Source organism: Nosocomiicoccus sp. HMSC059G07 (assembly GCF_001815515.1).
Classification (GTDB): domain Bacteria; phylum Bacillota; class Bacilli; order Staphylococcales; family Salinicoccaceae; genus Nosocomiicoccus; species Nosocomiicoccus ampullae_A.
The window spans coordinates 1-14,620 of the sequence record NZ_KV820782.1; the positions used below are offsets into that span (position 1 = coordinate 1).

Annotated in this window: 18 protein-coding genes; 17 read left to right on the top strand and 1 reads right to left on the bottom strand. The window is 38.4% G+C overall.

From position 1 onward, the window contains the following. Positions 1 to 137: 137 nt before the first annotated feature. A complete protein-coding gene (locus HMPREF3029_RS00500; protein ID WP_070457048.1) occupies positions 138 to 653 on the bottom strand; it encodes a DUF2529 family protein in 516 nt (171 codons plus the stop codon). A 114-nt stretch (positions 654 to 767) separates the two neighbouring features. Between HMPREF3029_RS00500 and fsa the strand changes: the two genes are divergently transcribed. The 17 genes from fsa (at position 768) to atpE (ending at position 14,587) form a co-directional block, all read left to right on the top strand. After that, positions 768 to 1,409 carry a fructose-6-phosphate aldolase gene (gene fsa, locus HMPREF3029_RS00505; protein WP_068128575.1) on the top strand — a complete coding sequence of 214 codons (642 nt, stop codon included), beginning with the start codon at positions 768 to 770 and terminating at the stop codon, positions 1,407 to 1,409. A 26-nt stretch (positions 1,410 to 1,435) separates the two neighbouring features. After that, positions 1,436 to 2,695, top strand: coding sequence for a UDP-N-acetylglucosamine 1-carboxyvinyltransferase (locus HMPREF3029_RS00510; RefSeq protein ID WP_070457047.1), 1,260 nt, complete (start codon positions 1,436 to 1,438; stop codon positions 2,693 to 2,695). A gap of 81 nt (positions 2,696 to 2,776) precedes the next feature. Then, positions 2,777 to 3,745: a class II fructose-bisphosphatase gene (gene glpX, locus HMPREF3029_RS00515; protein WP_040928312.1), complete on the top strand. Its 969-nt coding sequence runs from the start codon at positions 2,777 to 2,779 to the stop codon at positions 3,743 to 3,745. A 167-nt stretch (positions 3,746 to 3,912) separates the two neighbouring features. Then, positions 3,913 to 5,205 (top strand): transcription termination factor Rho, encoded by a 1,293-nt coding sequence (gene rho, locus HMPREF3029_RS00520; RefSeq protein ID WP_068128769.1) that lies wholly within the window; start codon positions 3,913 to 3,915, stop codon positions 5,203 to 5,205. 112 nt (positions 5,206 to 5,317) lie between these two features. Next, positions 5,318 to 5,542: a 50S ribosomal protein L31 gene (gene rpmE, locus HMPREF3029_RS00525; protein WP_040928311.1), complete on the top strand. Its 225-nt coding sequence runs from the start codon at positions 5,318 to 5,320 to the stop codon at positions 5,540 to 5,542. Positions 5,543 to 5,660: 118 nt separating this feature from the next. Beyond that, on the top strand, positions 5,661 to 6,740 hold the full coding sequence (gene prfA, locus HMPREF3029_RS00530) for a peptide chain release factor 1 (protein WP_068128570.1): 1,080 nt from the start codon (positions 5,661 to 5,663) through the stop codon (positions 6,738 to 6,740). Further along, positions 6,727 to 7,566 carry a peptide chain release factor N(5)-glutamine methyltransferase gene (gene prmC, locus HMPREF3029_RS00535; RefSeq protein ID WP_070709199.1) on the top strand — a complete coding sequence of 280 codons (840 nt, stop codon included), beginning with the start codon at positions 6,727 to 6,729 and terminating at the stop codon, positions 7,564 to 7,566. The genes prfA and prmC overlap by 14 nt, the downstream gene beginning before the upstream one ends. Next, entirely contained in the window at positions 7,566 to 8,621 is a 1,056-nt protein-coding gene (locus HMPREF3029_RS00540; protein ID WP_070709201.1) for an L-threonylcarbamoyladenylate synthase, read from the top strand. The genes prmC and HMPREF3029_RS00540 overlap by 1 nt, the downstream gene beginning before the upstream one ends. Positions 8,622 to 8,625: 4 nt before the next feature. Further along, entirely contained in the window at positions 8,626 to 9,024 is a 399-nt protein-coding gene (locus HMPREF3029_RS00545; protein ID WP_070709203.1) for an arsenate reductase/protein-tyrosine-phosphatase family protein, read from the top strand. Positions 9,025 to 9,085: 61 nt separating this feature from the next. Further along, positions 9,086 to 9,514, top strand: coding sequence for a ribose 5-phosphate isomerase B (gene rpiB / locus HMPREF3029_RS00550; RefSeq protein ID WP_070709205.1), 429 nt, complete (start codon positions 9,086 to 9,088; stop codon positions 9,512 to 9,514). After that, positions 9,483 to 10,037 (top strand): TIGR01440 family protein, encoded by a 555-nt coding sequence (locus tag HMPREF3029_RS00555; protein WP_070709207.1) that lies wholly within the window; start codon positions 9,483 to 9,485, stop codon positions 10,035 to 10,037. Before rpiB ends, HMPREF3029_RS00555 begins: the two co-directional genes overlap by 32 nt. A gap of 41 nt (positions 10,038 to 10,078) precedes the next feature. Further along, positions 10,079 to 11,320, top strand: coding sequence for a serine hydroxymethyltransferase (gene glyA / locus HMPREF3029_RS00560; protein WP_040928304.1), 1,242 nt, complete (start codon positions 10,079 to 10,081; stop codon positions 11,318 to 11,320). Positions 11,321 to 11,331: 11 nt separating this feature from the next. Next, positions 11,332 to 11,961 carry a uracil phosphoribosyltransferase gene (gene upp / locus HMPREF3029_RS00565; protein WP_070709209.1) on the top strand — a complete coding sequence of 210 codons (630 nt, stop codon included), beginning with the start codon at positions 11,332 to 11,334 and terminating at the stop codon, positions 11,959 to 11,961. Between the two features lie 14 nt (positions 11,962 to 11,975). Further along, positions 11,976 to 13,112, top strand: a complete 1,137-nt coding sequence (gene wecB, locus HMPREF3029_RS00570; RefSeq protein WP_070709211.1) for a non-hydrolyzing UDP-N-acetylglucosamine 2-epimerase — start codon at positions 11,976 to 11,978, stop codon at positions 13,110 to 13,112. Positions 13,113 to 13,224: 112 nt separating this feature from the next. Further along, entirely contained in the window at positions 13,225 to 13,578 is a 354-nt protein-coding gene (locus HMPREF3029_RS00575; RefSeq protein WP_070623369.1) for an ATP synthase subunit I, read from the top strand. Positions 13,579 to 13,591: 13 nt separating this feature from the next. Next, positions 13,592 to 14,323, top strand: a complete 732-nt coding sequence (gene atpB / locus HMPREF3029_RS00580) for a F0F1 ATP synthase subunit A (RefSeq protein WP_040928300.1) — start codon at positions 13,592 to 13,594, stop codon at positions 14,321 to 14,323. Between the two features lie 48 nt (positions 14,324 to 14,371). Continuing rightward, entirely contained in the window at positions 14,372 to 14,587 is a 216-nt protein-coding gene (gene atpE / locus HMPREF3029_RS00585) for a F0F1 ATP synthase subunit C (protein WP_040928299.1), read from the top strand. The last annotated feature ends 33 nt before the right edge of the window (positions 14,588 to 14,620 follow it).

The window sequence follows — 14,620 nt, forward strand, 5'->3', positions numbered from 1 at the left end:
GTTAACGCAAATGCTCTAATCGTTAAATTAAGAGAGCGTGCTTTAACACAAAAGTGATTTGCGTGAAATAGTTTTTCATCTTTTAACACAAAAGCAATTTGCGTGAAATAGTTCCTTAAAAGCACAATGCGACGAACTTATTCATACTTCGGATTCGTCATTTCTTCGATGAGAATATATAAATGATAATAGATGAATAAAAACGCCGTGCCATATGGGTTTAACACACGATCAAAGTCCGGCATCGGTACGAGTTTTCGCTTCGAAGATAAATCGATGAAGTGATGCTTTTCTTCGAGTTCCGCTTTATTATCTTTATTTGTATTTGAAACTAAGACGTAGTCGATAAACTCGTCGTCGAGTTGATCGACGAATGCTTTTACTTCTTCTGTATATTCTTTTGTGATGATTAATAGACGGTCTGGTGTTGTGATATCTTCGATGGAATGGAACGGTTGAATCGATGGGATACGTTCGTCATTGTGTAAAAAATAATCTTCAAAAAATGTGGCTTCGTTAAATGTCTTTAATAATATGTTCCCTTCAGACATCGTTGCTTGAGCGAGTAATCGTGCAGCGATTTCTATTTCTTCTTCTTGATTTTCTATCGTGTTAAACACATTTGTCATTTGTGTATGTAGTATTTTATCCATAGTAACTCCTTTAGTTATATCGTTTAATATATCGTATCATGATGTATTCGTTGAAGAGAGAGAAATACTTATTTATAATGACAGTATATATGTGAAAAGGGGAACATAAAAGAGATGAAATATTTTATTGATACAGCGAATATGAATGAAATAGAAGAAATATATAAATGGGGCGTATTAAGTGGTGTAACGACAAATCCATCACTTGTCGCTAAAGAAAAAGATATATCGTTTCACGATCGTTTAGTTGAGATTTGTGAACTTGTCGATGGGCCTGTGAGCGGTGAAGTTATTTCACTAGAAGCTGAAGGTATGATCGAAGAAGGTCGCGAACTTGCTAAACTACATAAACATATCGTCGTTAAAATTCCGATGTGTGCTGAAGGTATGAAAGCTGTAAAAGTGTTATCTGAAGAAGGCATCAAAACGAACGTGACGTTAATTTTCAATACGGTACAAGCGTTAACAGCAGCGCGTGCTGGTGCGACGTATGTGTCACCGTTTATCGGTCGTTTAGACGACATCGGTTTAGACGGATTACAGCTAATTGAAGATATTCATGATATCTTTTTCATCCACGATATTAACACAGAGATTATCGCCGCTTCGATTCGTAACGAAGGACATGTACACGGTGCTGCATTAAGAGGTGCGGACATCGCAACGATTCCATTTAAAGTGCTTAAAAAGTTAACGGATCATCCTTTAACAGATAAAGGAATCGAGCAATTTTTACAAGACTGGAATAACCAGTAAACCGAAGACACACAGGAGTGGAAGACATGGAACAAGTCATTCAAATAAACGGGGGTCACACACTTTCTGGTGAAGTGTATGTGAGCGGTGCTAAAAACAGTGCCGTCGCACTCATTCCAGCTACATTAATGGCGAGTAGCGGTGAAGTGACGTTAAAAGGACTGCCGGATATTTCTGACGTGAAAACGTTAGTAAGTATACTAGAAGATTTAAATATAAAAACGAAGTTATCAAATCATACACTTACAGTCGATGCGGAAGATGCTGTTAACGTTCCACTAGCAGATGAAAAAGTAGAATTATTACGTGCATCATACTATATGATGGGCGCGATGCTTGGACGCTTTAAAAAAGTAGTCATTGGTCAACCAGGAGGATGCCATTTAGGCCCGAGACCAATCGATCAACATATCAAAGGGTTTGAAGCACTCGGAGCGACAGTTAAAAATGAGCACGGTGCACTGCACATCGAAGCAGAAGAACTCGTCGGTACAAAAATTTTCTTTGATATCGTGAGTGTCGGAGCGACGATTAACGTAATGCTCGCAGCGACGATGGCAAAAGGGCGTACAGTTTTAGAAAACGTTGCGAGAGAACCAGAGATTATCGATGTGGCAACACTGTTAAATAAAATGGGCGCAAACATTCGCGGAGCTGGCACAGAGACGATTCGTATCGAAGGTGTTGGGCATTTAAATGGTGCGGCGCATACGATTATCCCGGACCGAATCGAAGCAGGATCATATATTTCACTCGCTGCCACAATTGGAGATGAAGTGAAAGTTAGAAACGTGATTCCAGAACATTTAGACGCGTTGTTTTCTAAACTAGAAGAAGCGGGTGTTGAACTTGAAATAGACGATGACGACGTCATCGTGAGACGTCCTAAAGCATATAAAGCTATAGAAATTAAAACTCAAGCATATCCAGGATTTGCGACAGATTTACAACAACCGATTACACCATTATTATTTTTAGCTGAAGATACGAGTAAAATTACTGAAACCATTTATCCAGCACGTTTTAGACATATCGACGAACTACGCCGTATGAATGCGCACGTTGAAAATAGAGGCGGTTCTGTCTTTATTCATCCTTCAAAATTAAATGGTGCAGACGTATATGCATCGGATTTACGTGCAGGATTTTGCTTAGTCGTTGCTGGTCTATTGGCAGAGGGGACGACGAGAATTCATAATGTTCACCATATCATGCGCGGGTATTCAAATATTATCAAAAAATTACAGCAACTAGGTGCACATATTGAATTGATAAATAGAGAGTAAAATTACTCTCTATTTTATTTTAAACTGTTTATAATGGTGTGTTATAATTATCTATGATAAAAACCGAGGGGGAAACTATAGATGGAACGTAGTTTATCAATGGAATTAGTAAGAGTCACAGAAGCCGCAGCACTTGAAAGTGCAAAATGGGTCGGTAAAGGGTTAAAAAACGAAGCGGATGACGCTGCAACGACAGCCATGCGCCACGTATTTGATACGATCCCAATGAACGGAACTGTTGTGATTGGAGAAGGCGAAATGGACGAAGCACCGATGTTATATATTGGTGAAGAGTTAGGAACAAAAGAAGGTCCAGATATTGATATCGCAGTAGACCCTCTCGAAGGTACGACAATCGTTGCTGAAGGTGGCTGGAATGCATTAACAGTTATTGCAATCGCAGACCGCGGTAATTTACTGCACGCACCAGACATGTACATGGACAAAATCGCAGTCGGTCCTGAAGCAAAAGGTCACGTCGATTTAGATGCGTCAGTAACAGAAAACGTTAAAGCAGTCGCAAAAGCAAAAAATAAATCAATCGAAGAAGTAACAGTTACATTACTTAAAAGAGATCGTAACCAACACATTATCGATGAAGTGCGTGAATTAGGTGCGCGTATAAAATTCGTTGAAAACGGAGACGTTGCAGCAGCAATTAATACTTGCTTTGACTACACTGGTGTCGATATTTTATTCGGTTCAGGTGGTGCACCAGAAGGTGTAATTGCAGCAGTTGGTATCAAAGCACTTGGCGGAGACTTCCAAGGACGTCTCATGCCTAAAGACGCTGAAGAAGAAGCACGTTGTAAATCGATGGGTGTCGATCCAAAAGAGAAGCTTCTATTAGAAGACTTAGTAAAAGGAGACGACGCAATCTTCGCTGCAACGGCAGTGACAGATGGTGAGTTAATGAAAGGTGTGCAGTTTAAAGGGGACTACGTAAATACGTCTAGCCTTGTCATGCGCGCTAAATCAGGAACAGTTCGTTTCATCGAAGGTAAACACTCAATGAAGAAAAAACCTAAAATGGTCGTTGAAGATAATTAATCGTTATATTTTTAAAGTCTAGGATATTTTATCTTAGACTTTTTTATTCGTTTTAATTTATGAGAATGTTACTGTATAATAATGACTGACTTAATAGGCAACAGTGAATTTTTAAATAGAAGAGAGTGTAACATATGTCAGAAGAAACTGAAAAAGTACATGAAGGCATGAAATATGAAACGTTTGACGCGTTATATAAAAATAATACGACGAAAGATTTAACAGCGAGAGCGAAAAGTTTAAACGTTCAAAACTATAGTAAATTAAACAAAAAAGAACTTGTTTTAGCAATATTAGAAGCTGAGATGGAACAAGATGGTAACTATTACATGGAAGGTATTTTAGATGATATCCAACCAGACGGTTACGGCTTTTTAAGAACGGTGAACTATTCTAAAGGTGAAAAAGATATTTATATCTCTGCGTCACAAATTCGTCGCTTCGAATTAAAAAAAGGTGACAAAGTTACTGGTAAAGTTAGAAAACCAAAAGACAAAGAAAATTATTACGGATTACTACAAGTCGACTTCGTAAACGATAATAACGCTGAAGAAATTAAAAAGCGTCCTCACTTCCAAGCGTTAACTCCACTTTATCCTGATACAAAAATTACGTTAGAAACGAATTCAAAAGATTATTCGACGAGAATTATGGATTTAATTACGCCGATTGGATATGGACAGCGTGGTTTAATCGTCGCGCCACCTAAAGCAGGTAAAACATCGATGTTAAAAGAAATTGCTACTGCGATTACTAAAAATTCTCCAGATGCAAAGCTTTTTATTCTCTTAATTGGTGAACGTCCAGAAGAGGTTACGGATATCGAGCGCTCTGTAGAAGAAGCTGAAGTCGTGTACTCGACGTTTGACGAGCATCCACAACATCACGTTAAAGTTGCAGAACTATTACTTGAGCGTTGTAAGCGTCTCGTTGAAATGGGCGAGGACGTAATCGTATTAATGGACTCTATTACGCGACTTGCACGTGCGTATAACTTAGTCGTGCCGCCTTCAGGGCGTACGTTATCTGGTGGACTAGACCCTGCGTCACTATTTAAACCAAAAGCATTTTTTGGTGCAGCGAGAAATATTGAAGCGGGTGGAAGTTTAACGATATTAGCAACCGCACTTGTTGATACGGGTTCAAGAATGGATGATATGATCTACGAAGAGTTTAAAGGTACAGGTAACATGGAGTTACACTTAGATCGTAATTTAGCAGAACGTAGAATTTATCCGGCGATTGATATTAAACGTTCAAGCACGCGCCGTGAAGACTTATTATTAGAACAAAAAGAGCTTGAAGTTTTATGGCAACTTAGAAACTTATTTACAGATAAGCATGACTTTACAGAGCGTTTTATTAAGACGATTAAAGAAACGAAATCAAACGAAGACTTCTTTGAAGTACTACGTAAAAAGATGATTGAATCTAGCAGAACTGGAAAACCGTTTATGTAAATTGTAGTGTTGATTTTTTGAAACCATCCGTGTATAATATTTTAAGTATTAGAAAAGGGAAAACCCGAAATAACTCTGTTCCAGATGGTTCAGGGCAAAGGAGATGTGTTTTATGAAACAAGATATTCATCCAGCATATCACAGAGTAAATGTTATCTGTGGTTCATGTGGTACTGAATTTGAAACAGGCTCAACTTTAGAAGAAGACATTAAAGTAGAAGTGTGCTCTAACTGTCACCCATTCTACACTGGACGTCAACGTTTCGCAGCTGCGGACGGACGCGTAGAGCGCTTCAACAAGAAATTTGGTTTCAAATCTCAAAACAACGAAGAGTAATCGATATAAGAGCTACACAGATACGTTCTGTGTAGCTTTTTTTGTACCGTAAATAACAAGGTAACGTACATAATTTATGATATAATTAACAAGAATCTAGAAGAAAAGGACGAAGGATATGTTTGATCAACTCGATATATTAGAAGATAGATACGAACAACTCAATGAACTGCTCAGTGATCCAGATGTAACTAGTAATCCGGATAAGTTAAGAGAGTATTCAAAAGAGCAAAGTGATTTATCAGAAAAAGTAGAAGTGTATAGAGAATATAAATCACATAAAGAAACGATTGCCGAGTCTAAAGAAATGTTAGAAGAGTCAGACGACCCGGAAATGAATGAATTACTAAAAGAAGAAATCAAAGAATCTGAAGCGTTACTTCCTGAGCTTGAAGAAAAACTTAAGTTTTTACTCATTCCAAAAGACCCGAACGACGACAAAAACGTTGTTATGGAAATTCGCGGGGCAGCAGGTGGAGACGAAGCACAAATTTTTGCTGGAGATTTATTCCGTATGTATTCACGCTATGCAGAAACGCAAGGTTGGAAAATCGATGTCGTCGATAAAAGTGCTTCTGACCAAGGTGGGTTTAAAGAAATTAGCTTCGTAATTAACGGTCACGGTGCGTATTCAAAACTAAAATTTGAAAACGGCGCACACCGTGTTCAGCGTGTCCCTGAAACAGAATCAGGTGGTCGTATTCATACGTCAACAGCAACAGTTGCGGTTTTACCAGAAGTTGAAGAAGTTGAAGTAGAAATTCGTAACGAAGACTTAAAAATCGATACGTACCGCTCAAGTGGTGCAGGTGGTCAGCACGTTAACACGACAGACTCTGCCGTACGTATTACGCACTTACCGACAGGTTTAGTCGTAACGTCACAAGATGAAAAATCACAAATCAAAAACAGAGAAAGCGCAATGAAAGTTATGCGCTCTAGAATTTACGACATGATGCAACAAGAAGCACAAGATGAATACAGTGAAAAGCGTAAACTCGCAGTTGGTACTGGTGACCGTTCAGAACGTATTCGTACGTATAACTATCCGCAAAACCGTGTGACAGATCACCGTATCGGTTTAACGATTAATAAACTCGATCAAATTATCGATGGTAACTTAGATGAAGTACTAGACTCACTCATGATTGAAGACCAAAAATCTCGATTAGAAGAGTTAAACAATGCCGAGTTTTAATATTGCTCTAAAAGAAGCGAAAAAATTATTGTCTGCAGCACGTAAAGAAACGCGCGCTGCAGACATATTATTAGACGATTTATTTTCAATGGATACGCTCAGTCTAATTTTAAACGGTCATAATGAAATGACGGATGATGATTACAAGCGATATATGAACGGTGTACAACGACTGTTAAACGATGAACCTGTTCAATATATTACGAACATACAATATTTTTACGGTAGAAATTTTTACGTGAACAACGATACGTTAATCCCAAGAAATGAAACAGAAGAGCTCGTCATGCACGTATTGAAAAACACCGACTCAGGCGTCGTTGCGGACATTGGGACGGGTACCGGAGCAATTGGTATTACACTCAAATTAGAACGTCCTGAATTAGACGTATACATATCTGACATTTCTAAAGATGCTTTAGAAGTCGCGAAGAAGAATAAAGAAAATCTTGAAGCCGACGTTAAAATTTTAAACGGTGATCTATTTGAACCGTTCATCGAACAGGGGATTAAAGTCGACATACTCGTATCAAATCCACCGTACATTAGTGAAGACGAACTTGAAGATATGTCATTATCTGTAAAGAAATATGAACCAAAGCTCGCGCTCTTCGCTGAAGAACAGGGTCTGTATTTTTATCGTAAAATGATAGAGTCGTTAGACGAAATCTTAAATGACGGTGGGAAAGCTTTTTTTGAAATTGGTTGGAAAGAAAAAAAGGACGTGCTTGCGCTTGTTGACACATATTGGCCGAACGCTAAGCGCGAAGTTATTCAAGATATAAATGGTAATGACCGCATTTTATATATAGAGTGGGTGAAGTAATGAATACAAAAGTATGGGAAATCACATCTGAAGACGTTAACGCACCACTTACAGAGGAAACGATTGAAAAGTTGGACGAAATCAAACTAGCATTTGAATACGGAGAAATCATCGCTATTCCAACAGAAACAGTATATGGTCTCGGTGCAAATGCAAAAGATCCAGAAGCGATTATTAAAATTTTCCAAGCGAAAAACCGGCCTGGAGATAATCCATTAATCGTCCATGTACATAGCTACGAGCAAGTTGAATCGTTCACGTCTTATATCGATGATAAAGTAAAAAAACTCATGGATACGTTTTGGCCTGGACCGATTTCTTTTATCTTACCTTTAAAAGATGGGGTCATCGCTTCAAATACAGTCGCTGAAATGGATAGTGTTGCAGTAAGAATGCCGTCTCATCCAGTTGCACGAAAGATTTTAGAGTACACAAATATACCTATCGCTGCACCGAGTGCGAATTTAAGCGGCAAACCATCTCCGACAGATGCAGAACACGTGATTCACGACTTAAACGGTAGAATATTTGGTGTAGTCGTATCTGAAAAATCTGAGATTGGACTAGAAAGTACAGTGTTAGACTGCACACAGTTTCCATATAAAGTCGCACGTCCAGGACACATATCAATCGAAGAGTTACAAGACGTATTAAAAGAAGAGATTTTAGAACATAAAGATACGATGGAACGACCGATTTCTCCTGGCATGAAGTACAAACACTACGCACCACGTCAGCCGATGAGTGTCGTTGAAGGCGGCATTAACTCGAACACGAGACTTCGTGTACCTGAAGGTATAAAAAAGAATAAAGTTGGAGTCATCGCGCCAGAAACTGTCCGCCAATACATCGACAAAGACATGCAGTTTACGAGTCTTTGCAGAGACGAAGGAAGTTACCGTGAAGCGGCTAAGAATTTATATGCCGCACTTAGACATATGGACGCGTCGGATGTTGAAATCATCTATATATACGGATTTAAGCAAAATAGTGAAACTGAAGCGCTGATGAACCGTATTTATAAAGCGACAGGCAGTACTATTATTAAAGGGTGATTGCATGATTATATTTGTATGTACAGGTAATACGTGCCGAAGTCCACTTGCAGAAAGTTACGCTAAAACAGTGACGGACAGAGAAGTTGAGTCGAGAGGTTTATTTGTTACGTCCAATCAAGTCAGTCCGTATAGTGAGGAGATTATACAAAGAGAAAATTATTCGCCTTCTACGCTACCAGAGCAGTTGACTCATGAGGACACGCTCGACAATACGCTACTCGTCATGACAAAAATTCATTATATACAAGTAAAAATGTTAAATGAGGATGCGGATGTTCATCTTTTAAGTGAGTATGTAGGTGAAAGTGGAGACGTCCTCGATCCATTTGGCGGTAATATGGATGATTACACACGTGTGTTTCATCAGATGAAACATTATATCGATAAAATAAACTGGTAATAACGAATGATTTTGAAACTGCATTTTAAGAATGTATAATAATATTTAGGAGATGATTTCAATGAAAGTGATTATCGGTTCAGACCACGGTGGATTCAACTTAAAATCAGCCATCATACAGCATTTAGAAGATAAAGGAATCGACGTTAAAGACGTTGGGCCATTCGATACAGATTCTGTCGATTACCCAGATTATGCAAAACCGGTTGCTGAAGCTGTTCAAAATAGCGAATACGACCGCGGTATTTTAGTATGTGGAACAGGTATTGGAATGAATATCGCAGCGAATAAACATAAAGGTATTCGGGCAGCACTCGTTCACGACACGTTTTCTGCACACGCTACACGAGAGCACAACAATTCAAATATTTTATGTATGGGTGAACGTGTAATCGGAACTGGATTAGCGTTAGATATCGTTGATATTTGGTTAGAAACTGAATTTGAAGGTGGTAGACATGAGCGTAGAATTGAAAAAATTGAACAGTGAGCTTACAACGATCATTCAAGAGTTAGAAGACGCTGATTTTTTCTTTTCAAATGCCTCACTCGTCATCGGATGTTCAACATCTGAAGTACAAGGAGAACATATCGGTAAACATAGTTCGATGGAAGTTGCGGAAGTGATTTTCAAAGCATTCGAACCCATCGTTGAACGATATGATATGGATGTGTTTTTCCAAGGGTGTGAACATATTAACCGTGCACTGACTACTACTAAAAAAGCAGTCGAAAGAAATCATTTACAATCACAAATTGTAACTGTCGTTCCTGACAGAAGTGCAGGTGGAAGTTTAAGTGAATATGCGTTTAATCATTTAAAGGATAGTGTCGTAGTCGAGCACGTCGATGTCGATTTAGGCATCGATATCGGGCAAACACTAATTGGTATGCATATTAAACACGTACAAGTTCCTGTTCGAGTGAATACGAAAACGCTCGGAGAAGCACAACTTACAATTGCGAAATCTCGTCCGAAATTAATCGGCGGGGAACGCGCGCATTATAACTAAATGAATTAATAAAATTTATATATTAAGGAGAGTTATCAAACATGTCTTACATTAAACAATCAGATGAAGCACTATACGAAGCGATTCAAAAGGAATTCGACCGTCAAAATGAAAATATTGAGCTAATCGCATCAGAAAACTTTGTATCAGAAGCGGTATTAGAAGCTCAAGGAAGCGTGTTAACGAACAAATACGCTGAAGGTTACCCAGGCAAACGTTACTACGGAGGATGTGAGTACGTAGACGTTGCTGAAGATCTAGCACGTGAACGTCTAAAAGAAATCTTCGGTGCAGAACACGCAAACGTACAACCACACTCTGGATCACAAGCGAACATGGCAGTGTACTTCTCGGTGTTAAACCCTGGAGATACGATTTTAGGTATGAACTTATCTGACGGTGGTCACTTAACGCACGGTGCACCGGTAAACTTTAGTGGTAAATTATTTAACATCGTAAGTTACGGTGTATCTAAAGAAGATGAAGCAATTGACTACGATGAGTTACGTGAAATTGCGATTAAAGAACAACCTAAACTTATCATCGCTGGTGGTAGTGCATACGCGTTACAAATCGACTTTAAAAAGTTCAGAGAAATCGCAGATGAAGTCGGTGCGTACTTAATGGTAGACATGGCTCACATTGCTGGTTTAGTTGCAGCTGGTCTACATCCAAACCCAGTTGAGTACGCAGACTTTGTAACTTCAACAACACATAAAACATTACGTGGACCACGTGGTGGAATTATTTTAACTAAAAAAGAACATGCGAGAAAGATCGATTCAAACATCTTCCCTGGTATTCAAGGTGGACCGTTAATGCACGTAATTGCAGCAAAAGCTGTTGCATTTAAAGAAGCATTACAACCTGAATTTAAAGCATACCAAGAGCAAGTGATTAAAAACGCAAAAGTACTTGCAGAAAAATTACAAGAGAACGGTTTAAGAATCGTTTCAGGACGTACTGAAAACCACTTAGTGTTAGTAGATACAAAAGTATTCGGCTTAACTGGTAAACAAGCAGAAGAAGCGTTAGATAAAGTTGGTATTACAACAAATAAAAATACTATCCCATTCGAAACAGAATCACCATTTGTAACGAGTGGTTTACGTATGGGAACACCTGCGATGACAACACGCGGATTTAAAGAAGCGGAAATGGAAGAAGTTGCAGACATTATCATTGAAACATTAACAAAAGAAAAGAACGGAGAAAGCTTAGACGGAATTCACGACAGAGTCGTTCAGTTAACTAGTAAATATCCGTTATATGACCACAAATAGGGAGAGAGACTATGACAAAAGTACGCGTAATGGATCATCCATTAATTCAGCATAAACTCGGATATATCCGAGACAAACACACGTCGACAAAAGAGTTTAGAGAACTCGTCGACGAAGTCGGAATGCTTATGGCATATGAGGTAACGAGAGAATTATCTCTGGAAGACGTTACTGTTGAAACGCCAATCGGTCCGACTACAGCAAAACGTTTAAGCGGGAAAAAGATTTGTCTCATACCAATTTTACGTGCTGGTTTAGGAATGACTGAAGGAATCCATAAGCTTATTCCATCTGCGCGCGTTGGCCATATCGGTTTATACCGTGACCCAGAAACGCTTGAAGCGGTGGAATACTATGCAAAGTTTCCAAGTGATATTGAGGAAAGAGATATTTTAGTCATTGACCCGATGCTCGCTACAGGTGCAAGTGCTGTTGAAGCAATTACTGCGATTAAAAAACGTGGTGCAACTAAACTGACATTCATCTGTTTAATTGCGGCACCTGAAGGTGTAAAAGCTTTAGAAGAAGCACATCCAGATGTGGATATTTACATCGGTGCATTAGATGACTCACTCGATGAAAATAGTTATATCGTTCCAGGACTTGGAGACGCAGGAGACCGTCTATTCGGAACGAAATAATAAGGGGTAATCGTATGAAAAAGCGAATTATGGTCGTTTTTGGTACTCGACCAGAAGCGATTAAAATGGCTCCACTTGTGAATGCATTAAAAGAGTCAAAGCATCTAGAACCGGTTGTTGTCGTAACCGCACAACACCGCGAAATGTTAGATCAAGTACTCAATGCATTTAACATTACTCCAGACTATGACTTAAATGTGATGAGAGCAGAACAGACGCTCTCTCACATTACAAGTCAAGTATTAAAAGAGATGGAGTCGATTATACAAAAAGAAACTCCTGATATGGTTCTCGTCCACGGTGATACGACGACGACGTTTTCTGCTGCACTGGCAGCTTTTTATCAGAAAGTAAGTATCGGTCATGTCGAAGCAGGTTTACGTACGTATAATAAATTTGCGCCGTACCCTGAAGAGTTAAATCGACAATTGACGACGCGTTTGGCGGATTTGCATTTTGCACCGACTTTACGTGCAAAAGATAATTTACTTAAAGAACAAGTCGATGAAAGTACAATTTTTGTGACGGGTAATACAGTGATAGATGCTTTAAATACAACGGTAGATCCAAATTATAACAGTAAATTATTATCTCAATATAAAGATAAGAGAGTAATTCTACTTACAGCACATCGTAGAGAAAACTTAGGTGAGCCGATGATTCAAATATTTAAAGCGATGAAACATATTGCTGATACACACCGCGACGTTGTGATTGTATACCCTGTTCATAAAAATCCGAAAATACGCGAACTTGCACAACGATATTTAACACACGACCGTATCGAGTTAATTGAACCGTTAGATGTAATGGATTTTCATAACTTTGCTGCGGCAAGTGAAATTATTCTCACAGATTCTGGCGGCATACAAGAAGAAGCACCATCGCTAAATAAACCTGTACTCGTTTTAAGAGATGTCACAGAACGCCCAGAGGGTGTAGAGAGTGGTGTGCTTAAAATTGTTGGGACAGATTTTGAGAAAATCGTCACTGAAACAAATAGATTACTAAATAACCGAGAAATTTATGATGAAATGACTCAGTTAAAAAATCCATATGGTGATGGACAAGCGAGTCATCGAATCGTCGATATTATTTCACATTATTATGGTTTTATATTAGAAAAACCATTAGATTTTATGAACTCATAATATGTTATTAAAATAACAATAAATGCGTTGACACTTAGGCATGTAATAGGTACACTTTATAAGTGTGCAAACAATACATATATGCCTAAATCACACTTGAGGAAAATGTAAAATGACACTTTTTAAAGGATTTATGAACTTTTTTGCGAAGGCTTTTATTATCATCTTTGTTATAGAGTTCTTGTCATTATTCTTTTTTGATCGAATAATTGTCCAAAGTTTAGTCGTTGGAACAATTATCTCTGTATTTATGGCATTAAGTTGGTATTCCAACTACTATAAAGCATTGCACAGTCAGCAACGAATGACTACAACAGGAACTGTTACGCGTGTAATACTCGTGTTATTAGCGTGCATTATCTGGTATAAATTTCAGGCTGAATTAAATATTATTGCGATTACTGTCGGTTTAATGTCGACTTACGTAATTATATTTGTGAATGCAGTAAGACATTTTAGAAAATGAAAGAGGTGAAGAAATGGATCACGGAACTCCGACTTATGAAGTGAACATCGGTGGCATTCCAATCGTTTTTGATTTAGCAACATGCTTTATGATTGTTGTCACGTGTTTAGTCGTGTTTTTCTTAATGTTTTTCCTTACAAGAAACTTAGCGATTAAGCCAACAGGTAAACCTCAACTCTTTGTTGAATGGCTAATGAACTTTGTTAAGGGCATTATTTCAAGTAACATTGCTTGGCGTGAAGGTGCACGCTTTCACTTCTTTGCGCTTACATTAATTTCATTTATTTTCATGGCAAACTTTATCGGTATACCATTTACCTTTGTTTCGCCTGAGAATAACCTTTGGTGGAAATCACCAACAGCAGATCCAACTGTTACGTTAACACTTGCAGGTCTTATGATTGTCTTAACACACTACTATGGTGTGAAGATGAAAGGTATCAAAGAATACGCTAAAGACTACGCACGTCCAGTTTGGTTCTTAGTACCAATTAAAATTCTTGAGGAATTTACGTATAACTTAACACTTGGTTTACGTTTATACGGGAACATTTACGCCGGAGAAATCCTATTAACATTACTACTTGGTCTCGTAACGACTGGTGGAGTTTTAGGATTCGTTGGTGGTATCGTACCGATGATGGTATGGCAAGGATTTAAAACATTTATAGGTGCTTTACAAGCATTTATTTTCATCATGTTATCAATGGTATATCTCGCACATAAAATGCAAGATGACCATTAATATAAAAAATAAAAAAATAAACAAACATAATTTAGGAGGAAGTTTTTTATGGCTTTATTAGCAGCAGGTATCGCAGCTGGTCTTGCAGGACTTGGCGGTGCGTTAGGAATTGGTTTAGTTGTTTCAAAAACAGTTGAAGGTGTTGCGCGTCAACCAGAATCTCGTAGTTCATTAATGACAATCATGTTCATCGGTGTTGGGGTAGTTGAGGCGACTCCAATTATCGCGATTGTAATTGCATTCTTATTAATGTTCGCACTATAGATAATTAGAGGCGAAGTCTGTCTAGATTTCGCC